We start from the raw sequence: 26,340 nt of genomic DNA on the forward strand, positions 1-26,340 counted from the left end.
CATGATTGGTATTGGCTTTTATGCATATAGCTCGACACAAAACCTTTCTGACTATATTTTAGGTGGTCGTCGTTTAGGTAGCGTGGTGACTGCTTTATCAGCAGGTGCATCAGATATGAGTGGTTGGCTCTTGATGGGTTTACCAGGTGCTATTTTAATCTCAGGAATCTCAGGCTCTTGGATTGCGATTGGTTTAACAGTTGGTGCATATTTAAACTGGTTATTTGTGGCAGGGCGCTTGCGTATGTTCACAGAGAAAACAGGTGATGCATTAACATTGCCAGATTTCTTCCACTCTCGTTTTGAAGATAAAACTCGCTTATTGAAAATTTTCGCAGCGATCATTATCTTATTCTTCTTCGTGATTTACTGTGCTTCTGGTGTTGTGGCAAGTGCGCGTTTATTTGAAAGCACATTCGGCATGTCGTATGAAACAGCATTGTGGGTTGGCGCATTCGCAACGATCGCTTACGTATTCATTGGTGGATTCTTAGCAGTTAGCTGGACGGATACAGTACAAGCAACATTGATGATCTTCGCATTGTTATTGGTGCCAACAGTTGTGATTTTGAAAGTAGGCGATTTGGGTAGCTTCGATATTGCATCTAGCATTGAATTGGTTCGTAGTCACAGTCCTTCACATTTAAACTTCACACACGGTTTATCATGGATTGCGATCATTTCGTTGATGGCTTGGGGCTTGGGTTATTGTGGTCAGCCTCACATTTTAGTGCGCTTTATGGCGGCGGATTCAGTGAAAACGATTCCTAATGCTCGTCGTATTTCCATCACTTGGATGGCATTGTGTTTAGCAGGTGCGGTTGCAGTGGGCTTCTTTGGTTATGCATATTTCTTACAATATCCTGAGCATGGTTTGAGTGTAATGGGCGGTGTTGATCCTGCAACTGGTGCTGTGATCAAAGGTAAAGCGGAAACTGTATTCATGGAATTGGCAAAAGTATTGTTGAATCCTTGGGTTGCAGGCATCGTATTATCAGGTGTTTTAGCGGCTGTAATGAGTACATTGAGCTGTCAGTTATTGGTTGCTTCAAGTGCTTTGACGGAAGATTTATATAAAGGTTTCTTACGTAAAGATGCTAAAGAGCAAGAGTTGGTTTGGATTGGCCGTATGATGGTGTTTGCTGTTGCGGCATTGTCCATCTACATTGCGCATGATCCTGAAAGTAAAGTATTGGATTTAGTATCTTATGCTTGGGCTGGTTTCGGTGCTGCATTTGGTCCGATTGTAATTTTCTCAATCTTCTGGCGTAGAACGACTCGTAATGGTGCGTTGCTTGGTATGATCACAGGCGCATTAACGGTAATCATCTTCCCGAAAATCAAAGAGTGGTTAGCAACTAGCAACGGCGTTGAAGTGGATCAGATCTTATCTTCTATGCCTTTGTTGGGCTTATATGAAATCATTCCAGGCTTCGTTTTAGCATGTGTTGTGATTTTCGTTGTAAGCTTGATGGGCAAACCAACATCTTCGATGGTTTCTAACTTTGATAAAACTTCTGAAGATTATGTGAATGCAATGAAATCATAATACGGTTTCACGACCTTGCTCCCTATGGGAGCAAGGTAATACTAGGTTGAAATTGGAGATAAAAGAAAGGCTGATGAATTCATCAGCCTTTTTTATTACTTCAAATCTAGTAGTGCTTATTTCGCAATGCTGCCTGCAATGTTTAAAGCATCCCAAGCGCGAGCGAATGGTGGTGCATAGGCAAAGTCTAAGAATGCTAAATCTTCCGTAGTTAAACCCGTCATAATACCAACTGATAACGCGTGCATACGATGAACAGCACCGCCATTTTTACCAAATACTTGCGCACCTAAAATAGCTTTAGTATCTGCATGGTAAATGAGCTTAATCGTCAATTGTGCTTGGCCTTTGCAATAGTTTGCGTGGTTTTTATCATTCAAAAGAATAGATTTATACGGAATACCTGTTTCCTTCACTTCTTTTTCTGATAAACCTGTACGACCTGCTTCCACTGACAATAATTTCACAGCAGCTGAGTTTAAAACGCCGTTGAAGGCTTTATCTCCGCCCACAATATTGTCACCAATGATGCGACCAAGCTTATTGGCACCTGTTGCTAATGGCGAATAGATATCGCGTTTCAATTGAGCATGCCAAACAGTTGCACAATCGCCTGCAGAGAAGATATTTTTCAATGATGTACGACCATGATCATCCACACGAATTGCACCATTTGGTAACATATCTAAACCAATTTCTCTAACAAATTGGGTATTAGGGCGAACACCGGTGCAAAGGATTACCATATCCGTAGGATAGCTGCCTTTATCTGTTGTCACGCCTGCAACTTTATCTTCACCAGTGATGGTTTCGATGGATTCATTCAAATGTAGATCAATGTTGTCATATTGCTCTAATTCAGCTTTCAAAAGCTCTGAAATTTCAGGCTCAAAAGCTTCTGGCATGATACGATCTAAACGTTCAAATAAGCGAACTTGTTTGCCTAAATGCGTTAACGCTTCCACCAATTCTAAGCCAATGAAGCCAGAGCCAACCACAGTGATATTTTTGAACGTATCATTCTGCAATAATGATTTTAGCGTTAAACCATCTTCCATGGTTTTCAGCGTAAAAACATTATCTTTTTCTGTGCCTTTAATGGGTGGAATGATTGCTGTACCACCTGTTGCAATCATGAGTTTGTCATAATGATCACTGAAAGTATCGCCTTCATTTTCGATCACAACCACTTGCTCATCAGGATTCACTGCTAAAACTGTATGCTTCGTTTTTACAGTGATCCCTTTTTTTGCAAAATCTTCAGGTGTTAATTCAGACATATAGCTAGGATCATCGAATTCACCCGAAACAAAGTAGGGCAAGCCACAAGCACCAAAAGAGGTAATGTTGCTTGCTTCATAAACGACGATTTCAGCATCTGGATTCACACGTTTCGCTTTAGCAGCAGTGCTCATGCCAGCTGCTTCTGCGCCGATAATGATGATCTTCATAGGATCTCCTTATCTTAACTAGATTAGTTTAATTCGTTGGTTGATGCATCTGAATCCAATTGCACTTGTTCATTGCTATTGAATACAGTTGTATCCATTTCGCCCATCACGCGTGCAGTCNGAATTCACCCGAAACAAAGTAGGGCAAGCCACAAGCACCAAAAGAGGTAATGTTGCTTGCTTCATAAACGACGATTTCAGCATCTGGATTCACACGTTTCGCTTTAGCAGCAGTGCTCATGCCAGCTGCTTCTGCGCCGATAATGATGATCTTCATAGGATCTCCTTATCTTAACTAGATTAGTTTAATTCGTTGGTTGATGCATCTGAATCCAATTGCACTTGTTCATTGCTATTGAATACAGTTGTATCCATTTCGCCCATCACGCGTGCAGTCACTGTACCTGCTGTGATTGAGCCTGATACGTTCAATGCAGTACGACCCATATCGATCAAAGGTTCGATCGCGATCAACAAACCAGCCAATGCAACTGGATAATCCATTGCTGATAATACGATCAATGCAGCGAATGTTGCACCGCCACCAACGCCTGCAACACCAAATGAGCTGATTGCGATGATGATTAATAAAGGTAAGATGAAACCTAAAGACCAAGGATCAACGCCCATTGTTGGTGCGATCATGAATGCCAACATTGCAGGGTAAATACCGCCACAGCCGTTTTGACCAATTGTTGCACCAAATGATGCTGAGAAGTTCGCAACGCCGTCAGAAATACCTAAACCTTGAGTTTGTGTGCGAATGTTGAAAGGAATTGATGCCGCACTACTTCTTGATGTGAATGCGAAAATTAATACAGGGATAATTTTTTTAACAAACTGTACTGGATTTAAACCTGTTAACGTTACAATCAACAAATGTACGAAGAACATGATGATCAATGCAACGTAAGATGCTGCAACAAATGAGATCAATTTTGCAATCTCTGCAAATTCAGAAACAGCTACCATTTTCGCCATTAAAGCTGCAACGCCGTAAGGTGTTAAACGTAAAACGATTGTGACTAAACGCATAACGATTGCTTGCGAAACTTGCATGAAGTGTTCAAAAGAAGCAAATAACTCAGGCTTCTTCTTTGCAATACCCATTGCAGAAATACCAATGAAGATTGAGAAGATTACAACAGCAATGGTTGATGTGCTACGTAAACCCGCGATATCTTGGAAAGGATTTTCAGGAATGAATGCGATGATCATCTTAGGTAAAGAGAATTCGCCCATACTTTGGTTTGTATGTAACAGTGCTTCACCGCGTGCAATTTCAGCAGCACCTGCTGTCATGCCTTCAGCATTCAATCCGAATAAATGTGCAACTACAATACCTACTAATGCTGCAATCACCGTAGTACCTACTAATGTACCAATAGATAGGGCACTGATTTTACCAATGGAATTTGCCCCTTTTAGTTTGATGATGGCAGAAATCAATGAAACCATGATCAAAGGCATAATGATCATTTTTAATAGTTTTACATAGCCCGTACCAATGATCTCTGTGTACTCAATAGTATGTTTTAGAATCACAGCATTATCGTGAGTCAGTGTTTCCGTATCTGAAACATAGATAAAGTGTAAAACTAATCCAAATAAAACACCCAAGCCCAATGCACTGAAAACACGCTTGGCGAAAGAGAAATATTTTTTCTGCATCCAAAAGAGCAGAAGTAAGATGGCCACAAATGCAACTAAGTTGAGTATGATGGGGAATGTTGTACTCATTGTGATTTTCCTTATTAGTTATGGAATTTTTTACAATTAATTATTCATTCTATAATCGACAAACTCATGACGGTTTGCTCTTTTTAAGTATGGATTTGTTTTAATTTGTGATTCTAATGTTGCTGTGTCGCTTGGCCCATAAGCATGACCAGTGTGTAATGTGACATGATGCGGTACAGTTTTAACAATTTTGGTTAGAGACTCAAATAACTCAGTAGGATTAGAACCAGGTAAGTCTGCTCGGCCACAACCATCAATAAAGATGGTATCACCTGTAATCATATCATCTTCTAGCAAAAAGCAAACTGAACCTGAGCTATGTCCTGGTGTATGAATGATCTTTGCTTTTGTTTCACCGAGTTGTAATGTATCGCCATCGTTGAAGCTCTGGATATCATTTGGCAATGGTAAAAATACTTTGCTACCAATCGCTTCTGGTACATTTTGGATGAAATCAATTTCAATTTGTGATGCGTAAACAGGCACATTATGAATGGCACGTAACGCATTTAAAGCATTTGTATGATCATGATGTCCATGTGTTAACCAGATGGCTTCTAAAGTTACACCTAATTTTTCTAAGCGTTGTGCAATGTAATCCGCATCCCATGCTGGGTCGAAAACCACTGCCTTTTTAGTTGCTTCATCGACTAAAATATGGCTGAAGTTCTGATAAGGTCCAAAAAGTTCTGTGTGAATACTGTAAGACATAAAATTTTCCTTAATGTGACATAGATGAATGATCCATTGGTGCATTCATATTATGTTCTTGGATAGAATTAGTATCAGGATTGTGGGTATTGTGGTCAATAGTCAATTTTTGTAAAGAATGATCTACATCAGACTTATTATGAGTTGTATCATGGCTCATTTCATTGTGGTTCATTGCACTATGATCCATGCCTTTGCTCATACCCAAATCTTTCATGATCATTGGGATCATATAAATTAAAGTCATGGCTAAAATTAATATGCCAGAGGCGATTCTCAATTTAGGGTGAGTCAAAAATTTTCCTGCATAGTTGCCAAAAATAGACAATGAAACCATGACTGCAAATGTGCCTAATCCAAAACCAAACATGATAAGCGGCGCTTGAATAAAGCTTGTGGCACTTAAACTGATAGCAAAAGCTGCATAAACCATCCCGCAAGGAAATAATCCCCAAACCATACCTGCACAATAAGCACGAAGTTTAGTATTAATAGGAAAAAATCTTTGTGAGAGTTTTGTAATGGGCTTTGTGAAATTCTTGAGAGGTTTTTCTACAAATGCTAGAAACTTGGGAAAACCAAAAAATTGTAATGCCACAAAGAGCATTAAAATACCCGCTAAATAGCGCAAGGTAAGCTGTATAGGTTTTAGATCATTCATTGCAATACTTAAGATGGCAGCAATGACGCCCAATAATGAATAAGTAGTAATTCGCCCAAGATTATATAGAAAAGCTGCTGTAATTCGGTTGGTTTGAGTATTCATACCCAAAATTCCAACCACAGGACCACACATTGAAATGCAATGCCCTGATCCATATAAGCCGAGTAGAAAGGCTGTGATGATTAGCTCCATGTGATGATCGCTCCATCGATCTAGTAGATAACAGCATTAACTTATAATAATAAAACAAAGGCTGTAACATTAACAGTGCGGTTCAAATTAATTAGCCATAGTTTGTTTAGGTAATTGAAACAGTTATGTAAAATGGTACAGATAGATTAAATATTATGATAACGCAACACAATTGCATATTTAATGCTAGAATGACCCTTTTTTAATTAGAATATTAAGTAAAGAATGCCTGCAAAACTATTACTCGCAGGTGCTATAGTCTTTGAAGCACTTGGAATTGTTATGATGAAGGAAGCTCATGGCCTAACGGTTTGGTGGGCTGTGGTTCTAATGGCGGTATTTTTTGCAATTTCTTTTACTTGTTTTACATTCTGTTTACGCAAAATGGAAGTGGCTGTGACATATGCCATTTGGTCTGCGTCTGGTGCGATACTGATATTTTTAATAGGATTCTTCTTCTATAAAGAAGCAATTACTATTCCTATTGCAATTTGCCTAGCATTAATTATTCTAGGCGTATTAATATTAGGGTCGAAATAATGGTAGAATTAATTGCTAAGATCATTCAATATGTTGATAGCTTCAACCCATGGGTGATGTTGGTAGTTTCAATTCTATTTAGTACAATCGGCACAATTAGTCTAAAATATTCCGATGGATTTAAGAATAAAAAACCAATCATTGGCATTATCGGCGGATACAGTGTTTTTTTTGTATTAATAAATATAATATTTAAAAATTTAGATGTTAGTATTGGGTATGCTGTTTGGTCAGGATTATCAACGTTAATGGTGTCAATTTCCGGCATATTGATTTTTAAGGAACCTTTAACATCACGAAAAGGTGTTGGGTTATTACTAATTATCATTGGTGTTTGTGGTTTGAGTTATTTCAGTAGAAGTCAGATGGACTTAGAAACTGAGCCAAATACACATGAGAGCATTGTTATTTCTCAGCAAGAATTAACAACAATCTCATAAGATAGAGGAAAGAGCCTGTTAAAGTTAAAAAGATTTGATACAAAATATAGATCGTGATATTTCTGTGTTAATATCAAGTAGCATTTAAAGTTTGAATATTCAATAAATAAGTGAAGTTAATATATGTCCGTATTGAGAAATCTAAAAATTGCATGTAACAATTGTAGCTTACAGCAACTGTGTATTCCCGTCGGTTTGGAAGGCGAGGATTTCACTAAGCTTGAGTCTATTGTTGGGCATAGCCGACCATTGCCAAGAGGCAAGCATATATATCTTCCTGAGGATAGATTTACATCGTTGTATGCTATTCGTTCGGGCTCGGTCAAAACATATAACGTAGCTTCAGATGGTACTGAATACGTTACAGGATTCTATTTGCCTGGTGAAATCATCGGTTTAGATGCTGTAGCAACAGGGATTCATCCATGTGGTGCACGAACATTAGAAACTACGAGCTTGTGTGAATTACCTTACGATCGTTTAGAAGATCTATCAGCGATTATCCCAAGTATTTCTAAACAATTGCTCAGAATTATGAGCCAAGAGCTACATTCAGAAGAGCAATTGTTGATGATGGTAGGTTCACAATCCGCAGAAGCACGATTAGTGGCACTGTTTTTAAGCTTATCATCTCGTTTCTCTCGCCGTGGTTACTCGGCAACAGAGTTCGTATTAAGTATGTCTCGCTCTGATATTGGCAGCTTCTTAGGTTTGGCAGTAGAAACAGTGAGCCGATTATTGAAGCGCTTACAAGAGCAAGAGCTGATTCAAGTGAATCACCGAGAAATTAAATTATTGGAGATGGAAAAACTTCGCGCAATGGTGAAGTAGTTTCATCTTAAAATTCAAAAGCCGTAAGTTAATCTTACGGCTTTTTATTGTATCCACTAGGGGAGCATTTGCTGAGAAGGAATTTCCTGACCCTTGGACCTGATCTGGTTAGTACCAGCGTAGGGAATGTGGTTTTCGCATTCTCTAGGCTTATCTATAATTTATAGGAGGCTTTATGGATGCGTATTCGTATCTCCACGCATTGCGCCAAACATCCCCACTTGTTCATAACATGACCAATCAAGTCGTGGCGAATTTTGTCGCCAACGGCTTATTATCTTTGGGTGCTTCTCCAATTATGGCGTATGCAGAAGAGGAAGTTGGCACCATCACCAGCATTTGTAATGCAACTGCACTTAATATTGGCACAATTACTTCTGAAGTTTTCTATGCAATGCTATTGGCAGGAAAAGCTGCGAATGAATTATCTCATCCTTTAGTTTTTGATCCTGTGGGCATTGGTGCGAGCGATTATCGTAAGGATTGCGCTGAGAAACTATTGGACACTGCCTGCATGACATTAATTCGTGGTAATGCAGGTGAAATTGCAGCATTATGTGGCATTCAATGGCAATCTAAAGGTGTGGATAGCGGTGATGGTGATTATGACCTTCAAAACCTTGCTAAAGAAGCTGCCCTAAAATTCAATTGTATGGTTGCTATCAGCGGAGAAACTGATTGGATCAGCGATGGTAAACGCACTGTTGGCGTAAAAAATGGCCAACCATTGATGACACAAGTTACGGGAATGGGTTGCTTATTAACTGCTGTTTCTGCTGCATTTCTAGCGGTAGATCAATCATTGGATAGTGTGATTGCTGCACATAGCTTATATGGCATTGCTGGTGATCATGCTTACCAAAAATCCCAAGCGCCAGGCACATTCCAAATGCATTTTATTGATCAGTTACATTTACTCAATGAAGCTGATAATCAATACATTAATATTATTGAATAGGAGAGAATTATGATTCCACAAGTTTGTACGATTGCGGGCAGTGACAGTGGCGGTGGCGCAGGTATTCAAGCGGACTTGAAAACATTTCAAGAGCGCGATGTATTTGGCACTTCTGCAATCATTGCATTGACGGTACAGAATACTTTGGGTGTTCATGGTGTTCATCCTGTGCCAATGGAATATGTGATTGGGCAATTGGACGCGCTATTTGCTGATTTTGATTTGAAAGCGATTAAAACGGGCATGTTATTAAATAGTGATTATATAATCACTATTGCGGATTATCTCAAACAGCACTCTAAAGCAGCATTGATCGTTGATCCTGTAATGGTTGCTAAAGGTGGTGCTGCTTTGATGGAAGATACCGCAACGCAAGCAATGATCGAACACATGCTGCCATTGGCAATATTGGTAACACCAAATATTCCTGAAGCTGAAACGATTTTGGGGCGTAAAATCGAAACGGAAGAAGATATGGTGCAGGCTGCGAAAGATATCCAGGATTTAGGCGCAAGCAATGTATTGATGAAAGGTGGACATTCTCTGAACGAAGAGGAAGCTCGTGACTTTTTGTGGACGGAAGATGGCGAAGGCTATTGGTTTGCAAGCCAGCGCTTTCACACGAAAAATACACATGGTACAGGTTGCACATATTCCGCGTGCATCACAGCAGAAATTGCTAAAGGTAAACCTTTGAAAGAAGCAATCGCAACGGCTAAAGAGTACATTACATCAGCAATTTATCATGGCATTGAAGTTGGGCATGGTCATGGACCAACCAATCATGCTGCTTATCGTAAATTTGGGGCTGTTAAATGATCGAGTGGCACAAAGCTTTAAGATTGTATTTCATCGCTGGTACACAAGATGTGGTGAACCAAGAACAGTTAGAAGATGTATTGGAAGAAGCGATTGCACTTGGTATTACATGCTTTCAATATCGTGAGAAAGGGCAAGGTTCACTACAAAATGCAGAAGATCGATTAGCGATGGCTAAGCGATTACAATTGCTGTGTAAAAGTGCGAGCATTCCTTTTATTATTAATGATGATGTGGACTTAGCAATTAAAATTGGTGCGGATGCCATTCATGTTGGGCAATCTGATAAGCCCATTGCAGAAACCATTGCATTGGCAAAACAGCACAATATGGATGTTGGTTTATCCGTCAATACGATTGAGCAGTTGAAGATCGCAAGCACGGTGGATGGTTTAGATTATGTTGGCGTTGGCCCAATATTCCCAACCACTTCTAAAAGCGATGCAGAACCTGCAATTGGTGTGGATGGCCTAGCTGAAAGAATTGCGCTGTATCCCAACATTCCAAAAGTTGCCATTGGTGGAATTAGCACTAAAAATGCAGCAGAAGTTCTTCATACAAAAGTGGAAGGCATAGCTGTCATTTCAGCAATTATGGCATCACAATACCGTGATCGAGATATTGATATCTTATTAACGAATGATTAATTGAAAGCCTCTATTTTAGAGGCTTTTTACTATGCAATTTATGGGTTAAATACAATACGTTTTTTGCTTGCACTTGCCCAAATATTAGCAACTTCGCTTAAAGGATAAGCATCATATTCCACAGTTAATTTACTAGAAACAGCTTCTTGTAGAATGCGTTCGATGATTTCTCTCATGATATGATTGGGTGGAAAATTGCCTGTGCCACTGCCTAAAAGCGTTAAAAAACTACTGCGAAATACAGAAGATGGTAAGGCGATTTCAGCACCTGCTAGCGCGCCAACTGAAACATAACGTACACCACGTTCGGCTGTTGTTTCATCAATCTTTAAGCTTTTAGTCATTAACGCTTTAATCATGAATTCGGCAGGTTTTCCCCACAGATAGTCCACAACAATATCTACGCCATTTTGTGCCAAGGCTTGGAATGCTTTTAATAAGTTTGATTCATCTTGATCAGTATCGATATATTCATCTGCATCTAAATCCATTAAGCCACTTTTCATTCGCCCAGCAGCAATCACTTTTTTTGCACCTAAGATTTTTGCGGCTGCTAATGCTTGTTTGCCTGTTTCACCTGTTGCACCGATGACTAAAACGGTCTCTCCTTTCATCATTTTGGCGCGCCAAACTAATGGTAGCCAAGCGCCTAATGTTGGGTTAATCAATGTTGCAACAAAATTACTATCTAATTCATCAGGAATTTTTACAGTGAAAGATGCTGGTGCATATTCAGCCATTGAACCAAATTTTTGTGATGTGGTTTGATAGTAAACTCGTTCGCCATTATCAGTTATGCCAACGCCATCAGTGCCCACAACAACAGGTAATAGATCAGCATTCGGGCTGCCATAATGTGTGCCTGCCACAATGGCTCGATCCAATTGTTTCAACGAGGTTGCGATAACTTTTACTAACATTTCGCCATCTGTTAAAGTTGGCATGTCATAAGTTCCGTAATATGGCATATCACCTAATTTCGTAAGCACTGCTGCTTTCATTGTTGCCATGAAAATCTCCTAGAGAAATGATTTGATATATAATATGAGTAATTACTTATATTTTCAGCTCACATTCTGAGTGAAGGATTTTTCAGTATGGAACAGTCGCTCAAGCCTCTAAAAATACCAACTCAAGCACGGTCACGTTTAACTTATCAGTCAATTTTGGAAGCAACAGCTTACATTTTAATCGAAGGTGGTTATGCGAGTTTAACTACAAATCATGTGGCAGAGCGGGCAGGTGTAAGCATTGCCTCGCTGTATCAATATTTTCCCAATAAAGAATCTTTAGTGGTGACATTACACCATGAACATGCAAAATCAACACGCACACAAATTCAGCGCGCTTTTGTGAATGAAGAAAATACTTCATTAGCAACTTTGGTAAATATTTTTGTGGATGCAATGATTAATGTGCACTCTGTAGAACCAGAATTACACAGAGTATTTCAGGAAGAGATTCCAAGGTTATTGAAAAGTGAAATCATTAAAGAGGGTAATGATGAATTTATTACTGTATTAATGAAATTGACCCAATATTCAACGGATTCACTAGAAGCACAAAAGAACTTGGCTTGGATGATTCGTACAATGGCACATTCAGTGATTCATCAAGCATTGATCGATCGACCAGGTGATTTAGTATCAGGGCAATTAGCGATAGAATTGAAAGCTATTCTGTTAAAGTTACTGTGAAATGTTCCCTTTGAGAATATCGACTAATGTTGTGGAAGCTAATATATTGTCCATTTTAGCTTCTGCATTGAGCATAATGTGCTTGATGGTGCAGTTTTCATCTTCATGAACATAGCATTCGAAGAGCGATTGCTTGCCTTCGATGGCTTGAATAATATCAAGTACAGAAATTTCTTCCCAACCACGACGCAAAGAATACCCACCATTTGCACCAGAAATTGCGCTAATTAATCCATCTTTAACCAATTTTGTGAGAATTTTGGAAAGATACGTCGGCGAAATATTTTGTAATTCCGCCAATTCGATCACGCTGGTGGGTGAATCACTGCCTTTTTTTGCAAGGAACATCATCGTATGCAAAGCATAATCTGTTGCTTTTGAATATTTCATATGATGTCCTTATAGAATGATAGATAATGATCATCCATGATAGCTTTAAATGCTCAGCTGTCAATGTTGGATTAGTTAGGAATCACTGCTTGCGCTTCGATTTCAATTAGCCATTCAGGCAATGCTAAACCAGTAACTACAACCCAAGATGATGCTGGTGCACAATCTACAAAAAATTCTTGTAAAGCTTCTGCAATATCATTTTGTGCTTCTGGAGTATTTGCACTTTCTTTAATGTAAATACGAAGCATAGAAACATGTTCTTTTTGTGAATTAGCTTCTTTCAAAACTTTTTCGATATTTTCCAAACAAACGCGTGTTTGATCTTTCATACCAGTTGCGATGGTATTTTGATTTTCATCTGTTGCCACTTGGCCTGATAAAAAGAGCTGTTGACCGCCATTTGTTAATACTGCTTGGCTAAAACCATATTGCAGGCTATTGAATACAGACTTAGGATTAATTAATTTATGCATAGTAAACCTCGTAAAAATTAAAGGATGAGATACCAAGCTAGGCTTAATCCGATACCAAAATATAAATGCGCTAATAAACTTCTTAAGCGAGCAATATTTGGAATTGGAGTTTTATTGGCAGCAATACCAAATCCAAATGCAGGCTGCATGATAAAAAATGGAAAACCAACAGTGATAATTCCAAAAAGGAACGCATATAAATATGAATTGAGTGGTATTAGCCCGACTTGGAAAAGCCAGATCATGATGAAAGCAATGACTATACCAATAGCATAGTGCATAAACCAGCCAAATGATTTCTCACCTGATAATGGCGCACTTCGAATAATATTTGTATGAGTAAATTGACCTTGTTTCATATATAGGAACCATCGCCCAACCCAAGCATAATCTAAAAATGGGATTTTAAAGATTCTCTTAGTTAGCAAAGAAAGGACATCGGCAATCAAAGTTCCAAGAAGACCAATGAATAAAGCATTTAAAAACATATTTTTTCTTTTCAATTAGAACTATTAAGGACATTAGATGTCTATAATAATCTTGAAAAGAGTTTTGTCAATAATTATATATTCATTTGATCTAGTAAATTAAAATACGATAAATTCTAAAAAGTTTATTTGTTATGTTAGTATTTCGACATAATAAAGACTTGGAATTATAAAATGGAATTCTACTTTTCTGAAACTTTAAACATTGATACCCTTTCAGGTGTTCATTTATTACAAGACCATATAGGTACAAGTTATACGGTCCCTTGGGATGATTTCGGTTATACAATAACATTTAAAATTTATTATGTTGATGCTAGTAATAGAGTACAAAAAAATATTGGCATTATAAAAATGTTATCTAAAGATTATGAAGACACGGCCGAGTATTTTAGAAGTAAAGGAAAGCTAGTAGAGAAGAAAATATTTTTAATTACTGAATTACTACATATAAAATTTGTTGTATCAATAGGCGATGGGATAGATTTTTATAAGAAAATTTATTCTCTATTTCAAGAGCCAGGGCAAAGAAGTTATATTTTAGAATCTTTATGCGATGCAGGATATTTTCGAGATAATTACGCCGAATATTCTGAGTGGAATGGCTATCATGGTAGCCTTATGAGAGGGAGCTCATCCAAAACTATCTTTAATAAAGGCTATCAAGTAGCACAAGGTAATTATTTAGCTAAACAACAATTTGAAATTTNTTGTATCAATAGGCGATGGGATAGATTTTTATAAGAAAATTTATTCTCTATTTCAAGAGCCAGGGCAAAGAAGTTATATTTTAGAATCTTTATGCGATGCAGGATATTTTCGAGATAATTACGCCGAATATTCTGAGTGGAATGGCTATCATGGTAGCCTTATGAGAGGGAGCTCATCCAAAACTATCTTTAATAAAGGCTATCAAGTAGCACAAGGTAATTATTTAGCTAAACAACAATTTGAAATTTCTATTAGAGGGCTGGGTGAAACATTTGAACCTGTGAGATTTAAATTTAATATAAATAATGATTTTAGTAGATCAAATATTTGCTTGTTAATCGGGAAGAATGGTGTTGGCAAAACTCACATTTTGAGAAACATTAGTGAAATAGTGACTGGAGTAACGAAATGTGATGGAGAGATGCCATATTTTCATAAGTTAATAGTAGTTGCTTATTCTCCTTTTGAAAATTTTTATACAAAAAATGAGTTATTTGAAAAGTTGACTGCAACATATAATCGGGATGGATTAGTAAATAAAAAAAGTGCTACTCGAAAACGTTTACATGTGAATGAATATTCATATATTGGTTTTAAAAATGATGAGGGAAGTTTTTCTCTAACTAATCCTCTAACTAAAAGTATTAATTCAATCATTGATATCTTAAAATATGACGAAGAAAATAAATGGTGGATGCTTGGAAAGAAAACTAAATTTACATTATTTAAAGAAGCACTGTCTCTTTCGATAGATTTTGACTCTCTAGGATTATTTGATGATGAAGGTAACGAGATAAAGTTAGATTTAGAAGAATTTTCAATTCTAGATTTAATCAATGAGGTTGATGTAAATAAAGGAATAGTTTTTTATAAAAATGGAAGTATGATTCCTTTAAGTTCAGGGCAGAAGATTTATACTTATATGATTCCATCGATTATTGCTGAACTTGATACAGAAAGTTTGTTAATTTTAGATGAACCTGAATTATACTTGCATCCAGAATTAGAAGTTGGTTTGATTAAGATGTTGAAATACATATTAGTAGAAAGTGATTCTATTGCGATTATAGCAACTCATTCTGCCATCTTAACAAGAGAGGTGAGCCAAGAATCTGTGAGTGTTTTAAGAAAAATAGAAGGTGTTACAAGATCAGATAGGCCAACCATTGAAACTTTTGGGGAATCAATTGATACAATTGTAGCAGAAGTTTTTGATGATCAATTGGTTAGCAAACCATATCAATCAGATATAAAATCCTATGTATCTGGATCAGAGGTATCGATAGATAATATAAGAAATAAAATAGGAGATAATGCTTTGGCATATGCTCTATCGCTTAGTACTGACGATACTTTGCTTATAGAGGATGTGTAGAATGAAATATATTGATGAGTTTATTTTGGAGGCATGTGATTGGTTAGTAGCTGCAAAGCGTGGAAATAAGGTGAGTGTGAAAGAAATAACCTCCTTAGAGCCCCAATTATTACAGGAATATGCCAAATATTTAGTAAAAATAAAGGAATACAAGGTAAATTTGTCACCAAGCGGTTTTAATCAGCATTATAATTTAATGAAAGATTTTTATGATAGCCCATCTGTAGCTTTGAAAGCTTATATTCAGAAACGTAGATGTGAACATCAATTAGCTTTTTGCCCATATTGTGGTAAACCTACTGCACCTGATACGTTAGATCATTTTATTCCTAAAAAGCAATGGCCAGAGTTTGCAATTTTTTCTAATAACCTAGTTCCTCAATGCAGGTCATGTGCACCTATAAAAGGTGAGAAATACTATGATCTTGAGGAGAAGTGTGCATATTTTTTACACCCATTTTATAATGAGTTTTTAGATAATTTTAGATTTAAGATTAAAGTGGAATTTGATGAAATAACTAAGCAAGTAACATTTAATGTAACATTATTAGTGGTAAAACAGGTTTCTGATGAAGATAAAGCAAGAGTACTTAAACATGTCACAGCTTTAAAAGTAAAGAAGCGTATTGTTGAATTTTGTGCCCGAGAACTCAAGAAATGGGAATCTTTATTATTACAAAAGAATTTTAGTTTCAGAAGGGCATTAACACAGAGATTAAGTGAACATGATAAAAAAAATATAGGTAGGGATTGGAAAACAGCATTTTATGAGGGAATGATAAGTAATATGAGTTTATTAGATTATATGGATACGCTACAACCGTCATTAACGAAACAGCCCCCGACTGTTATACTTAGTGAAATCAATATATAACATTAAAGTATAAGGGAAGAAATATGTAGTTATATATTGTTATAGTTAAAAACCCCCTTAGAGTATTTTCCAAGAGGATTTATGTTTAATTAAATCAATATGTTATATTAAATATCCAAGTTGCCAACGAGCTGGGCATTACTTTCTATGAATTCTCTACGAGGTTCCACTTCATCGCCCATCAACATTGTGAAAGTTTCATCTGCTTTTTGTGCATCTTCCACTTTAACTTGTAATAAGCTACGAACATTAGGATCCATCGTAGTTTCCCATAATTGTTCCGCATTCATTTCACCGAGACCTTTATAGCGAGAAATTGCTTGGCCTTTTTTCGCTTCTTCGATCAACCAATCAATACCTTCTTTGAAGTTTTCGATGGTAAATGATTTATCGCGGTACATTACATAAGCACCTTCTTCGATTAAGCCATGCAATTTTTTCGCAAGTTCTGCAATGCGTTGATATTCCACAGAGCGAATGAAACGGCCATCTAAAGCATAAGTTTTCGTGTGATCATAATGCTTAACATCTACAGCAATGAATGGGCTGTTAGTTTCTGCATCTTCATCTAATCTCACAGCATAGCTTGTGCCAACCATTGGATTTTTATTTAATGCAGTTGTTAATGCATTCATCCATGCTTGCGCTTCATTTGATGATAAAAGATCAATCGTTAATGGTGCTAAATCTGTTAAAGCAGATAACAATTTTTCAGGATACATGTATTTCATGCGTTCGATTAATTGCTCGATATTCGTAACGTTGCGTGCTAATTCTTCTACTTGCGATGCAGCCATTGCAGGTGCATCTTTACTTGCGAATACTTGGCTGTTATCCAATGCATTGCTTAAGAAGAAGCGAACTAATTCACTTTCATCTTTCAAGTAAGTTTCTTGCTTACCTTTTTGGATTTTATATAACGGTGGTTGAGCAATATAGATGTGTCCATTTTCAACCAATTCACGCATTTGGCGATAGAAGAAAGTGAGCAACAATGTACGAATGTGCGCACCATCCACGTCGGCATCCGTCATGATGATAATGCGGTGATAACGTAATTTTTCGATGTCAAATTCATCACGGCCAATCCCGCAGCCCAGTGCTGTGATCAATGTGCCAACTTCAGCTGATTGAATAATGCGATCAAAGCGAACACGTTCAACGTTCAAGATTTTACCTTTCAATGGTAAAATTGCTTGGAATTTACGGTTACGACCTTGTTTTGCTGAGCCGCCCGCTGAGTCCCCTTCCACGATGTAAAGTTCTGATAATGCAGGATCTTTCTCTTGGCAGTCAGTCAGTTTACCTGGTAGGCCAGCAATATCTAATGCACTCTTACGACGAGTTAATTCACGAGCGTTACGAGCAGCTTCGCGTGCGCGAGCAGCTTCGATAATTTTGCCTGTAATTAATTTTGCATCATTTGGACTTTCTTGTAAAAAGTCTGCAACTCTTGCGCTTACAATGCTTTCAACAGCACCACGAACTTCACTGGAAACTAATTTATCTTTAGTTTGTGATGAGAATTTTGGTCCTGGTAATTTAACAGAAACAACAGCTGTTAAACCTTCACGAGCATCTTCACCAGATGTGCTAACTTTAGCTTTCTTGAGAAGATCATTCTGTTCCATGTATTGGTTCAATGTACGTGTGATTGCAGCTCTGAAGCCCAATAAGTGTGTACCACCATCTTTTTGTGGAATATTATTTGTGAAGCAGTAAACGTTTTCTTGGTAATCCGTTGTCCATTGTAATGCAACTTCAACAATGACATTATCTTGTTTATTATCGCAGTAGAAAACGACAGGGTTGATGATAGTTTTCTTACGATTGATGTGTTCAACGAACGCTTTAATGCCACCTTCATATTCAAAGATGTCTTCAACATTGTAACGTTCATCTTTTAAATGAATTTTGATGCCAGAGTTCAAAAAAGACAATTCACGTAAACGTTTTTTTAGGATTTGATAATCGAATACTGTGATTGTGAAAATTTCAGCACTTGGCTTGAAGTAAACAGTTGTACCTGTATCTTCTTCATCTACTGTGCCGATTTCACGTAATGGATAAACTGGTGTTCCCAATTTATATTCTTGTTCGAATAATTTACCATCTTGCTTGATGAGTAGGCGCAAGTCAGAAGATAGGGCGTTTACAACAGAAACACCAACGCCATGCAAACCACCAGAAATTGCGTTATCGTCGAATTTACCACCCGCATGAAGAACTGTCATTACAACTTCAGCAGATGAAATGCCTTCTTCAGGGTGCATTTTAGTTGGAATACCACGACCATTATCAGTCACAGTGATTGAATCGTCTTGGTGGATAGTCACGGTAATGTCATCACAGTGGCCAGCCAATGCTTCATCGATGGCATTATCCACAACCTCAAACACCATGTGGTGTAAGCCGGTGCCGTCATCGGTATCACCAATATACATGCCAGGACGTTTACGTACGGCATCTAATCCCTTGAGAACCTTAATACTTGGGCTATTTTCAGAGGTCATTCAAATATCCTTTTTTAATTCTAATGAAACATGCAGTTATCGTTGTGATTATCTGCATTCAAAAACGAGTTATTGTACCATTTTTTGAACAAAACCTGTAGTGATCTTATATTGATGTGGTTGATTGATCAGATCATTGTTAATGAGCTCTGGGAACTCATTTTCTTCTAAACATGTAATGAATAATTGGACATTTAATTTCAAAAACTCTTCCAATAAAATTTCACGATGCTGTTTATCAAGCTCTGCGCTCATATCATCCATCAATAAAATGACATTTTGAGCTTCATTATAATTTTGAAAGAGCTGAATTTGTGCGAGTGTGAGCGCGATGCTTGCTAATTTAATTTGCCCACGAGATAAATATTCGCTGACATTTTTATGGTTTGCTTTTACTACAAAATCACCACGATGTGGGCCAGCTCTTGTATGCCCCATGATAAAATCTTTTTCACGTTGGTTTTTTAGCTCTTCTGCAAAATTATTGCCTGTAAAACCTTTGCGATATTCCATTGACCATTCAAAAGGCTGATTGATGAGTTTGGATAATAAAGGTGATGCTTTTTCAAAAATAGCTGTGATGAATGCTTCGCGTTTTTGTGTGATTTGATCACCAAATTGAACCAATAATTCGTCATAACTATCTAAGAGCCTTGGATTTTGTTTTTGCCTTAAGATGATATTGCGCTGTTTTAATGCACGATCATAATTTTGCCAAAGGTGATGATAGTTCGCTTCAGTATGGAACAATCCCCAATCCATAAATTGGCGGCGAAATTTCGGGCTATCTGTGAGTAATTTGCCTGTTTCAGGATCTAAATACAGGCAGGGGAGCATTTTAGCTAATGTAGAGCGCTGTTTTAATGGTGTTGCATCCACACGAACGATGTGCTCTTGTTTATTAACCTCGATACCGACCAAATGCTCAGAAATATCATTGTGGCATTTTGTGATTAGGCGCAAAAACTCATGCTCATCTCCAATGATTTTAGCGAATTCACGCTGGCGGAATGAGCGAAGGTGGGATAAATAGTAAATCGCCTCAAGTAAACTTGTTTTACCTGAGGCATTTGCGCCATAGAACACATTACATTTTGAGTGGAAGTCGATGCTTTGTGTGGCGAGATTTCTAAATCCTGTGAGTGATAATGATCGAATGATCACGTTTTAGAGGCGCATTGGCATAACAACGTGGTCAACAGTGTCATCTTCAGGGTTTTTGATTAAGCAGCTTGAGTTATTTTCAGTGAAGCTTAATTGAACCATATCACCTTCAATATTTTTGAAAGCATCTGTGATGTATGAAGCATTGAATGCGATCATGAAATCATCACCTTGATAGTTCACTTCAACTTCTTCTTCTGCAACTTCTTGCTCAGGGTTGTGTGCAACCAATTTGATTAAGCAATGAGATATATTCATGCGAATGCCACGGAATTTATCCTGAGATAAAATCGAAGTACGCGTCAATGATTCAATCATTTCAACGCGATCCGCCATGATGATTTTTTCACCCACTGGTGGAATCACACGTTTGTAATCTGGGAATTTACCTTCGATTAACTTTGTTGTGAAGATCATGCTGCCCAACTCAACGCGCAAATGGTTTGCACTCAACTGTAAATGCATTGGTGCAGCTTCATTTTCAACGAGTTTTAATAGCTCTTCAATCGCCTTACGTGGAATGATGTATTGATTGCTGATGTCTGTTACGCTTTCTAATGCATATTTGCTGAGTGCCAAGCGGTGACCATCTGTCGCAACTGCTGCGATCTCTAGGCTTTGTACATCCAATAACATACCATTTAAGAAATAGCGAACATCCGCACTTGCCATTGCGTAAGCAACACGTTGAATCAATAATCTAAAGCGATCTTTAGGTAAAGTTAATGTTTCAGTGAAATCAATGTGATCAAGCACTGGGAATTCTTCCAAAGGCAAACATGCCAATGAGAATTTAGAGCGGCCTGCTTTGATCTCAACTTTATCAGGATTGATAGTTAAGTGAACATCAATGCCCGATGGTAAAGCCTTTAGGATATCCAATAGCTTTTTCGCAGGAATGGTTGTGCCTCCTGTTAATGAGGAGATATAAGGCAATGCACAAGAGAGCTCAATCTCAAGATTAGTCGTAGTCAGAATAATTTCTTCTGCTTTGACCAATAATTTCACATTCGCCAAAACAGGCAATGTTTGGCCTTTTTCAGTCACACCAATTAATGCTTGCAATGGCTGTAGCAATTGCTCTCTTTGTACGATTAGTTCCATAATAAAAATATTCCACTCATGAATACATTGAATTAATTACAAATTTTTATTGATTTCATTTTCTAGCAAATTAAAATCAATCGGCTTTGTAATATATCCTACCGCACCTTGTTTGCTTGCCCAAATTTTATCTATGTCTTCACTTTTTGTGCTGACCATAATGATAGGGATATGCTTCACTTTGTCATTATTTTTAATTCGACGTAGAGCACTAAATCCATTGCAATCAGGCATAACAACATCCATTAAAACAAGATCGGGCATGAATTGTTCAACAACTTGCACAGCTTCATTTCCATCTTTGGCTTCTAGAACTTGATGGCCTAACTTTATTAAAAATTTTGCGATTTCTAGTTTTTGTAATTTTGAATCATCTGCAATTAGTATCTTAGCCACGAATACACCTTTAATGTTACATTCCACGGTAATTCATTATACAAGAAAAAAAGACTTTTTAATAACTTGTCTGAAGATAGATTGACATTAATTAGAGATTTTGTAATGTTTAAGTGATCAAAAACCACTTTTTAGAGTTAGAAATGTCCACAATCGCAATCCACCGTACAGAAATTGATCAGATTGATCAACAGCTTTTGAAATTATTAAATGAGCGCGCCAAACATGCCATGACAATTGGTGAAATTAAAATCGCGAGCGGAGATACAGAGATGTATCGCCCAGAGAGAGAAGCGCAAGTCTTAGCGAATTATATGGAGAAAAATCAGGGGCCAATTCCTGATCAAGAAATTGCTCGTTTATTCAGAGAAATCATGTCCACTTGTTTATCGTTAGAAAAACCATTGGAAATTGCATTTTTAGGGCCAGAAAAAACATTCTCAGAATTAGCAGCGCGTAAACAATTTGGTGGTTCAGCTAATTTATTGCCACAAGCAACAATTCCCGAAGTATTTAGGGCGGTGGAAACAGGATTGGTGGATTTTGGTCTTGTGCCTGTGGAAAACTCAACGGAAGGCGCGGTGAATTTAACATTGGATTGCTTTGCTCAAACGTTATTATCCATTTGTGGAGAAACAACGCTACGCATTCATCAGAACTTAATTTCGAGCGCTGCGGATGAAAAATCTGTGACGAAAGTATTTGCCCATCCTCAATCATTGGCACAATGTCGCGGTTGGCTAGATAAACATTTACCGCATGCGGAACAAGTTGCTTGTCATTCGAATGTGGATGCTCTGATGCAATCACAGCAATCACCTACAAATTCAGCAGCGTTGGCGAGTGAAGAAGCTGCGCAGTTTTATAATATTCCGATCTTAGCGAAATATATTGAAGATGATACTTCAAACACGACGCGCTTCTTAGTGATTGGCAATAAAAAAATTGCACCGAGTGGCGATGATAAAACAACATTTATGGTTTCAGCCAATGATCNCTTGTCATTCGAATGTGGATGCTCTGATGCAATCACAGCAATCACCTACAAATTCAGCAGCGTTGGCGAGTGAAGAAGCTGCGCAGTTTTATAATATTCCGATCTTAGCGAAATATATTGAAGATGATACTTCAAACACGACGCGCTTCTTAGTGATTGGCAATAAAAAAATTGCACCGAGTGGCGATGATAAAACAACATTTATGGTTTCAGCCAATGATCGCCCAGGCTTGTTAAATCAATTGATTGAACCATTATCAGCGCACAATGTGACAATGTCGAGAATCGAATCTCGTCCAGCGAAGCACACAATGTGGGGATATTGCTTCTATATTGATATCATGGGACATCAAGATGATGTGAAAGTGCAAAAAGCTTTGAACGAAATTCACAATCGTGCATCATTATTGAAAATTTTGGGATCATACCCGCAAGCTCGTTATTAGGAAGTGGTTTAGCATTATTATGGACAAAGTATTTATTCGTAACTTAACGGCCGATGCCATCATTGGTATTTATGATTTTGAACGCGTGAAAAAGCAACCTGTAATCATCACGCTAGAAATGGCATTTGATAATAAAAAACCAGCATCCACAGAAAATATTTTGGATGCATTGGATTATGAAAAAATCTCGAACAGCGTTAAAGAGCTGATCGAGACTTCATCATTTCAATTGGTGGAAACTTTAGCAGAAACGATTGCCAAGCATATACTCACAACATATCGCACAGAAAAATTAACATTAGAGTTAAATAAACCTGAAGCAATCGCTTTTGCTGATTCTGTGGGAATTGTGATTACACGTGAACGATCAGATTATCTCTGACTCATCATCTGATAAAAATAAGGCAGATAGGATTGCTGCATGGTGTCCTGCTGTCTTTGTTAAATCTGCTTCGATATTCGTTGCAAATCGATGTGCAAGTTCTAAAAAAATACTATCTTTTTCTTCTGTCATATAATGTTTGTGATCTAATTTTAAATGAACTAGAACGTATAACTTAGCTAATTTTTTAGCAATGACCTCGCCATCTTTTTTTTGTACGCAACGAATGAACATGTCTTCTGCCATCATTCTTTTATGCCTTTAATACTCATTGAATCCCTTAAAACCCTTGCTTCACCTTAATAGCAGTAATGCTAAGTGTAGTACACAGGTTTTGGAATTGTTTGTTATTGTCAATAATTATGTAGTAATTATCGCAATTGTATCTCGGATGAAGAATAAAAGAAACTTTGAATTGTTTCAGAACCTAACTTTTTCATGAAACGAGTGAAGCCATCTTCTTGTACAGTAAAGTCAACCAATTCAGGTGCTTGTATCACATCACGTGCAAGACTGCCTGTAGATGCTAAGCCATCAATTAAGCCTAATGGCAATGCTTGTTCACCACTCCAAATTAATCCGCTGAATAATTCTGGTTTGTCTTGTAAACGATCACCACGGCCTTTTTTCACAGCATTGATGAATTGAACATGTACTGTATTCAATACATCTTTCCAAAATTCATTTTCACTTGAATTTTGTGGTGAGAATGGATCTAAGAATGCTTTATGTTCACCAGAAGTGTATAAGCGGCGCTCAATGCCTAATTTCTCAATAGTACCCACAAAGCCAAATGATGCTGCAGTTACACCAATTGAGCCAACTAAACTTGCTTGATCAGCATAGATTTCGTCAGCCGCCGATGCAATGTAATAAGCACCAGATGCACCGATATCCATAATCACAGCATAGATTTTCTTATTATGAATTTTCTTTAAACGATTAATTTCATCATAAACATAAGCGCTTTGTACTGGTGATCCGCCGCCTGAATTGATGCGTAATACAATCGCTTTTGCTTTAGGATCTTTAAATGCTTTGCGTAGGGCAGTGGTGATTTTATCTGCGCTTGCATCAGTACTGGCTGCAATTTCACCTTCAATGCGAATCACAGCTGTATATTCATTCATTGGATTACCATCACTATCTATGAATTTACGCTGTTCATTGAGCACTGGTGTTGCTGCAAACATGCCAATGATGATTAGAAAATAAAGTGCAAAGAGTAGCTTGAAGAAAATACCCCAGCGTCTTTTTCTGCGTTGTTCAATCACGCCAGCTTGTAGCGTTTTCTCTAACACAGAGTAAAGCTGCTTATTTAAAGCGTTGTCATTATTATTGTTATTATTAAAGTCACTCATTTGCAATTTATTCCTTGTGATTATGCTTGCGATTACTTAGGCATGAATTTTTTCATGCCTTGGAAAGATCTCATCACTTTACCGATGCCACCTTTTTTCAGCTCTTTCATCATGCGTTGCATTTGCTCGAATTCTTTCACTAAGCGGTGAACATCTTGGATATCCACGCCAGAACCTTTTGCAATACGCATACGACGAGGCGCTTTCAAAAGTTTGTAATCTTTACGCTCTTTCATCGTCATTGAATTAATGATGGCAATTTTCTTCTGGAATACAGAATCATCAGCCTTATCTTTAACTTTCTGAGAAATATCGCCCATGCCAGGCAATTTATCTAAGAATGTATTGATACCGCCCATGTTCAACATCTGTTCCATTTGCGTTTTGAAATCGTCCAAATCGAATTGTTGATTCTTTTTGAATTTTTCAGTTAATTCAGCAGCTTTATCGTGATCCACTTTAGATTGAATTTCTTCAACTAATGATAAAACGTCGCCCATATCTAAGATACGAGAAGCCATACGATCAGGGTAGAATGGATCTAATGCATCCAATTTTTCGCCCATACCGATGAATTTGATCGGCTTGCCTGTAATTTGACGAACTGATAACGCTGCACCACCGCGTGCATCACCATCTACTTTTGTTAATACAACACCTGTCAATGGCAATGCTTCATCGAATGCTTTGGCAGTATTCACAGCATCTTGACCTGTCATACTATCTACAACGAACAATGTTTCAACAGGTTCAACTGCAGCATGAATGCCTTTGATTTCATCCATCAACACATCATCAATGTGTAAACGGCCTGCTGTATCCACGATCAAAACATCAGCGCCACTTTTCTTTGCCCAATCTTTTGCACGGATGACAATATCTACAGGTTTTTCTGAAGGATCAGAAGGAATCCATTCTGCACCCACTTTACCAGCAACTGTTTTCAACTGTTCGATTGCAGCAGGACGATAAACGTCGGCACTCACAACCATAACTTTCTTATTTTGTTTTTCTTTTAAGAAAGCAGCTAATTTACCTGTTGTTGTTGTTTTACCAGCACCTTGCAAACCTGCCATCAAAATAACGGCTGGTGGTTGCGTACGTAGATCTAGTTCAGCATTTTCAGCGCCCATGACAGCGATTAACTCTTCATGAACCACTTTAACTAAAACTTGACCAGGATTTAGGCTCGACATTACTTCGCGGCCAACAGCTCGCTCTTTAACTCGCTCAATAAAGCTCTTAACAACTGGTAATGCTACGTCTGCTTCTAAAAGCGCCATTCTAACTTCGCGTAGAGCATCTTTAATATTATCTTCTGTCAGTCTCGCTTGTCCGCGGAGTGATTTCATCGTTTGGCGTAAACGATCACTTAAATTTTCAAACATAATGCCTCAGAAATGTATTAAATTAGTGTATTATAG

28 protein-coding genes, 1 pseudogene and 1 riboswitch are annotated in these 26,340 nt (G+C 37.7%); of the genes and pseudogenes, 13 read left to right on the top strand and 16 right to left on the bottom strand.

Features of this window, described 5'->3' with window-relative positions; all coding sequences use genetic code 11:
- Nucleotide 1 precedes the first annotated feature (1 nt).
- Nucleotides 2–1,549: a sodium/proline symporter PutP gene (putP, locus tag BZK16_RS09520; RefSeq protein ID WP_408645571.1), complete on the top strand. Its 1,548-nt coding sequence runs from the start codon at nt 2–4 to the stop codon at nt 1,547–1,549.
- A 116-nt stretch (nt 1,550–1,665) separates the two neighbouring features.
- On the opposite strand, the gene BZK16_RS09525 is transcribed toward putP, so the two are convergent.
- From BZK16_RS09525 to BZK16_RS09540, 5 genes and pseudogenes are all read right to left on the bottom strand, one after another.
- Nucleotides 1,666–3,000, bottom strand: a complete 1,335-nt coding sequence (locus tag BZK16_RS09525; RefSeq protein ID WP_077928656.1) for a CoA-disulfide reductase — start codon at nt 2,998–3,000, stop codon at nt 1,666–1,668.
- Between the two features lie 121 nt (nt 3,001–3,121).
- A pseudogene (locus tag BZK16_RS14890) lies at nt 3,122–3,277 on the bottom strand (CoA-disulfide reductase); the annotation flags it as partial.
- Between the two features lie 23 nt (nt 3,278–3,300).
- Entirely contained in the window at nt 3,301–4,740 is a 1,440-nt protein-coding gene (locus BZK16_RS09530) for an L-cystine transporter (protein WP_077928657.1), read from the bottom strand.
- Between the two features lie 36 nt (nt 4,741–4,776).
- A complete protein-coding gene (locus tag BZK16_RS09535; RefSeq protein ID WP_077928658.1) occupies nt 4,777–5,451 on the bottom strand; it encodes an MBL fold metallo-hydrolase in 675 nt (224 codons plus the stop codon).
- A gap of 10 nt (nt 5,452–5,461) precedes the next feature.
- Nucleotides 5,462–6,307: a sulfite exporter TauE/SafE family protein gene (locus tag BZK16_RS09540; RefSeq protein WP_077928659.1), complete on the bottom strand. Its 846-nt coding sequence runs from the start codon at nt 6,305–6,307 to the stop codon at nt 5,462–5,464.
- Nucleotides 6,308–6,532: 225 nt separating this feature from the next.
- Between BZK16_RS09540 and BZK16_RS09545 the strand changes: the two genes are divergently transcribed.
- From BZK16_RS09545 to thiE, 6 genes are all read left to right on the top strand, one after another.
- Complete coding sequence (locus BZK16_RS09545) at nt 6,533–6,847, top strand: DMT family transporter (protein ID WP_077928660.1); 315 nt, start codon at nt 6,533–6,535, stop codon at nt 6,845–6,847.
- Nucleotides 6,847–7,287, top strand: coding sequence for a DMT family transporter (locus BZK16_RS09550; RefSeq protein WP_077928661.1), 441 nt, complete (start codon nt 6,847–6,849; stop codon nt 7,285–7,287). The genes BZK16_RS09545 and BZK16_RS09550 overlap by 1 nt, the downstream gene beginning before the upstream one ends.
- A gap of 123 nt (nt 7,288–7,410) precedes the next feature.
- Nucleotides 7,411–8,118 (top strand): fumarate/nitrate reduction transcriptional regulator Fnr, encoded by a 708-nt coding sequence (fnr, locus tag BZK16_RS09555; protein ID WP_077926341.1) that lies wholly within the window; start codon nt 7,411–7,413, stop codon nt 8,116–8,118.
- Between the two features lie 48 nt (nt 8,119–8,166).
- A riboswitch (TPP riboswitch) is annotated at nt 8,167–8,262 on the top strand.
- A gap of 31 nt (nt 8,263–8,293) precedes the next feature.
- Entirely contained in the window at nt 8,294–9,076 is a 783-nt protein-coding gene (thiM, locus tag BZK16_RS09560; protein WP_077928662.1) for a hydroxyethylthiazole kinase, read from the top strand.
- Nucleotides 9,077–9,082: 6 nt separating this feature from the next.
- Entirely contained in the window at nt 9,083–9,895 is an 813-nt protein-coding gene (gene thiD / locus BZK16_RS09565; RefSeq protein ID WP_198932452.1) for a bifunctional hydroxymethylpyrimidine kinase/phosphomethylpyrimidine kinase, read from the top strand.
- Entirely contained in the window at nt 9,892–10,542 is a 651-nt protein-coding gene (gene thiE, locus BZK16_RS09570) for a thiamine phosphate synthase (protein ID WP_077928664.1), read from the top strand. The genes thiD and thiE overlap by 4 nt, the downstream gene beginning before the upstream one ends.
- Before the next feature lie 38 nt (nt 10,543–10,580).
- Here the strand turns inward: thiE and BZK16_RS09575 are convergent, their stop codons facing one another.
- On the bottom strand, nt 10,581–11,552 hold the full coding sequence (locus tag BZK16_RS09575) for a quinone oxidoreductase family protein (protein ID WP_233145265.1): 972 nt from the start codon (nt 11,550–11,552) through the stop codon (nt 10,581–10,583).
- An 87-nt stretch (nt 11,553–11,639) separates the two neighbouring features.
- Here BZK16_RS09575 and BZK16_RS09580 point away from each other — a divergent pair, with 87 nt between their 5' ends.
- Nucleotides 11,640–12,239 carry a TetR/AcrR family transcriptional regulator gene (locus tag BZK16_RS09580; RefSeq protein ID WP_077928665.1) on the top strand — a complete coding sequence of 200 codons (600 nt, stop codon included), beginning with the start codon at nt 11,640–11,642 and terminating at the stop codon, nt 12,237–12,239.
- Here the strand turns inward: BZK16_RS09580 and BZK16_RS09585 are convergent.
- The 3 genes from BZK16_RS09585 to BZK16_RS09595 all read right to left on the bottom strand — a co-directional run bounded on the left by BZK16_RS09585 (nt 12,231) and on the right by BZK16_RS09595 (nt 13,593).
- A complete protein-coding gene (locus tag BZK16_RS09585; RefSeq protein ID WP_077928666.1) occupies nt 12,231–12,629 on the bottom strand; it encodes an Rrf2 family transcriptional regulator in 399 nt (132 codons plus the stop codon). The genes BZK16_RS09580 and BZK16_RS09585 overlap by 9 nt on opposite strands.
- Nucleotides 12,630–12,700: 71 nt before the next feature.
- A complete protein-coding gene (locus BZK16_RS09590; RefSeq protein ID WP_077928667.1) occupies nt 12,701–13,105 on the bottom strand; it encodes a RidA family protein in 405 nt (134 codons plus the stop codon).
- A 17-nt stretch (nt 13,106–13,122) separates the two neighbouring features.
- Nucleotides 13,123–13,593, bottom strand: a complete 471-nt coding sequence (locus BZK16_RS09595) for a DUF2938 family protein (RefSeq protein WP_077928668.1) — start codon at nt 13,591–13,593, stop codon at nt 13,123–13,125.
- 1,132 nt (nt 13,594–14,725) lie between these two features.
- On the opposite strand from BZK16_RS09595, the gene BZK16_RS09605 reads away from it, so the two are divergent.
- Together BZK16_RS09605 and BZK16_RS09610 are read left to right on the top strand one after the other, a co-directional pair.
- Nucleotides 14,726–15,679 carry an AAA family ATPase gene (locus BZK16_RS09605; RefSeq protein ID WP_456300696.1) on the top strand — a complete coding sequence of 318 codons (954 nt, stop codon included), beginning with the start codon at nt 14,726–14,728 and terminating at the stop codon, nt 15,677–15,679.
- A gap of 1 nt (nt 15,680) precedes the next feature.
- Nucleotides 15,681–16,553, top strand: a complete 873-nt coding sequence (locus BZK16_RS09610; protein ID WP_077928671.1) for an HNH endonuclease — start codon at nt 15,681–15,683, stop codon at nt 16,551–16,553.
- A gap of 107 nt (nt 16,554–16,660) precedes the next feature.
- On the opposite strand, the gene gyrB is transcribed toward BZK16_RS09610, so the two are convergent.
- The 4 genes from gyrB to BZK16_RS09630 form a co-directional block, all read right to left on the bottom strand.
- Nucleotides 16,661–19,066, bottom strand: a complete 2,406-nt coding sequence (gene gyrB / locus BZK16_RS09615; RefSeq protein WP_077928672.1) for a DNA topoisomerase (ATP-hydrolyzing) subunit B — start codon at nt 19,064–19,066, stop codon at nt 16,661–16,663.
- A 69-nt stretch (nt 19,067–19,135) separates the two neighbouring features.
- Nucleotides 19,136–20,230: a DNA replication/repair protein RecF gene (gene recF / locus BZK16_RS09620; RefSeq protein ID WP_077928673.1), complete on the bottom strand. Its 1,095-nt coding sequence runs from the start codon at nt 20,228–20,230 to the stop codon at nt 19,136–19,138.
- Between the two features lie 3 nt (nt 20,231–20,233).
- Nucleotides 20,234–21,334 carry a DNA polymerase III subunit beta gene (dnaN, locus tag BZK16_RS09625; protein ID WP_077928674.1) on the bottom strand — a complete coding sequence of 367 codons (1,101 nt, stop codon included), beginning with the start codon at nt 21,332–21,334 and terminating at the stop codon, nt 20,234–20,236.
- A 36-nt stretch (nt 21,335–21,370) separates the two neighbouring features.
- On the bottom strand, nt 21,371–21,730 hold the full coding sequence (locus BZK16_RS09630) for a response regulator (protein ID WP_077928754.1): 360 nt from the start codon (nt 21,728–21,730) through the stop codon (nt 21,371–21,373).
- A gap of 143 nt (nt 21,731–21,873) precedes the next feature.
- Between BZK16_RS09630 and pheA the strand changes: the two genes are divergently transcribed.
- The 3 genes from pheA to folB are packed head-to-tail and all read left to right on the top strand — an operon-like array spanning nt 21,874 to nt 23,555.
- Nucleotides 21,874–22,800, top strand: coding sequence for a chorismate mutase (gene pheA / locus BZK16_RS09635; protein WP_077928675.1), 927 nt, complete (start codon nt 21,874–21,876; stop codon nt 22,798–22,800).
- A complete protein-coding gene (locus BZK16_RS09640; RefSeq protein ID WP_158076841.1) occupies nt 22,754–23,173 on the top strand; it encodes a prephenate dehydratase in 420 nt (139 codons plus the stop codon). Before pheA ends, BZK16_RS09640 begins: the two co-directional genes overlap by 47 nt.
- Nucleotides 23,174–23,192: 19 nt before the next feature.
- Nucleotides 23,193–23,555, top strand: coding sequence for a dihydroneopterin aldolase (gene folB / locus BZK16_RS09645; RefSeq protein WP_077928677.1), 363 nt, complete (start codon nt 23,193–23,195; stop codon nt 23,553–23,555).
- Here folB and BZK16_RS09650 read toward each other — a convergent pair.
- The 3 genes from BZK16_RS09650 to ffh form a co-directional block, all read right to left on the bottom strand.
- Nucleotides 23,541–23,804, bottom strand: coding sequence for a hypothetical protein (locus BZK16_RS09650; protein ID WP_233145266.1), 264 nt, complete (start codon nt 23,802–23,804; stop codon nt 23,541–23,543). The two genes, folB and BZK16_RS09650, sit on opposite strands and share 15 nt — an antisense overlap.
- A 122-nt stretch (nt 23,805–23,926) precedes the next feature.
- Entirely contained in the window at nt 23,927–24,916 is a 990-nt protein-coding gene (locus BZK16_RS09655; RefSeq protein ID WP_077928678.1) for a S49 family peptidase, read from the bottom strand.
- Nucleotides 24,917–24,948: 32 nt separating this feature from the next.
- The gene (gene ffh / locus BZK16_RS09660; protein ID WP_077928679.1) at nt 24,949–26,304 is read right to left on the bottom strand and encodes a signal recognition particle protein; all 1,356 of its coding nucleotides are present in this window, start codon (nt 26,302–26,304) and stop codon (nt 24,949–24,951) included.
- Nucleotides 26,305–26,340: the final 36 nt, after the last annotated feature.

This window comes from Wohlfahrtiimonas populi, assembly GCF_002006795.1.
GTDB classification, from domain to species: domain Bacteria; phylum Pseudomonadota; class Gammaproteobacteria; order Cardiobacteriales; family Wohlfahrtiimonadaceae; genus Wohlfahrtiimonas; species Wohlfahrtiimonas populi.

Excerpts from the sequence above, each read along its gene's own strand:
- putP (WP_408645571.1), top strand. The coding sequence starts at position 2 with ATGATTGGTATTGGCTTTTATGCATATAGCTCGACACAAAACCTTTCT.
- BZK16_RS09525 (WP_077928656.1), bottom strand. The coding sequence starts at position 3,000 with ATGAAGATCATCATTATCGGCGCAGAAGCAGCTGGCATGAGCACTGCT.
- BZK16_RS09530 (WP_077928657.1), bottom strand. The coding sequence starts at position 4,740 with ATGAGTACAACATTCCCCATCATACTCAACTTAGTTGCATTTGTGGCC.
- BZK16_RS09535 (WP_077928658.1), bottom strand. The coding sequence starts at position 5,451 with ATGTCTTACAGTATTCACACAGAACTTTTTGGACCTTATCAGAACTTC.
- BZK16_RS09540 (WP_077928659.1), bottom strand. The coding sequence starts at position 6,307 with ATGGAGCTAATCATCACAGCCTTTCTACTCGGCTTATATGGATCAGGG.
- BZK16_RS09545 (WP_077928660.1), top strand. The coding sequence starts at position 6,533 with ATGCCTGCAAAACTATTACTCGCAGGTGCTATAGTCTTTGAAGCACTT.
- BZK16_RS09550 (WP_077928661.1), top strand. The coding sequence starts at position 6,847 with ATGGTAGAATTAATTGCTAAGATCATTCAATATGTTGATAGCTTCAAC.
- fnr (WP_077926341.1), top strand. The coding sequence starts at position 7,411 with ATGTCCGTATTGAGAAATCTAAAAATTGCATGTAACAATTGTAGCTTA.
- thiM (WP_077928662.1), top strand. The coding sequence starts at position 8,294 with ATGGATGCGTATTCGTATCTCCACGCATTGCGCCAAACATCCCCACTT.
- thiE (WP_077928664.1), top strand. The coding sequence starts at position 9,892 with ATGATCGAGTGGCACAAAGCTTTAAGATTGTATTTCATCGCTGGTACA.
- BZK16_RS09575 (WP_233145265.1), bottom strand. The coding sequence starts at position 11,552 with ATGGCAACAATGAAAGCAGCAGTGCTTACGAAATTAGGTGATATGCCA.
- BZK16_RS09580 (WP_077928665.1), top strand. The coding sequence starts at position 11,640 with ATGGAACAGTCGCTCAAGCCTCTAAAAATACCAACTCAAGCACGGTCA.
- BZK16_RS09585 (WP_077928666.1), bottom strand. The coding sequence starts at position 12,629 with ATGAAATATTCAAAAGCAACAGATTATGCTTTGCATACGATGATGTTC.
- BZK16_RS09590 (WP_077928667.1), bottom strand. The coding sequence starts at position 13,105 with ATGCATAAATTAATTAATCCTAAGTCTGTATTCAATAGCCTGCAATAT.
- BZK16_RS09595 (WP_077928668.1), bottom strand. The coding sequence starts at position 13,593 with ATGTTTTTAAATGCTTTATTCATTGGTCTTCTTGGAACTTTGATTGCC.
- BZK16_RS09605 (WP_456300696.1), top strand. The coding sequence starts at position 14,726 with ATGCCATATTTTCATAAGTTAATAGTAGTTGCTTATTCTCCTTTTGAA.
- BZK16_RS09610 (WP_077928671.1), top strand. The coding sequence starts at position 15,681 with ATGAAATATATTGATGAGTTTATTTTGGAGGCATGTGATTGGTTAGTA.
- gyrB (WP_077928672.1), bottom strand. The coding sequence starts at position 19,066 with ATGACCTCTGAAAATAGCCCAAGTATTAAGGTTCTCAAGGGATTAGAT.
- dnaN (WP_077928674.1), bottom strand. The coding sequence starts at position 21,334 with ATGGAACTAATCGTACAAAGAGAGCAATTGCTACAGCCATTGCAAGCA.
- BZK16_RS09640 (WP_158076841.1), top strand. The coding sequence starts at position 22,754 with ATGCAATCACAGCAATCACCTACAAATTCAGCAGCGTTGGCGAGTGAA.
- folB (WP_077928677.1), top strand. The coding sequence starts at position 23,193 with ATGGACAAAGTATTTATTCGTAACTTAACGGCCGATGCCATCATTGGT.
- BZK16_RS09650 (WP_233145266.1), bottom strand. The coding sequence starts at position 23,804 with ATGATGGCAGAAGACATGTTCATTCGTTGCGTACAAAAAAAAGATGGC.
- BZK16_RS09655 (WP_077928678.1), bottom strand. The coding sequence starts at position 24,916 with ATGAGTGACTTTAATAATAACAATAATAATGACAACGCTTTAAATAAG.
- ffh (WP_077928679.1), bottom strand. The coding sequence starts at position 26,304 with ATGTTTGAAAATTTAAGTGATCGTTTACGCCAAACGATGAAATCACTC.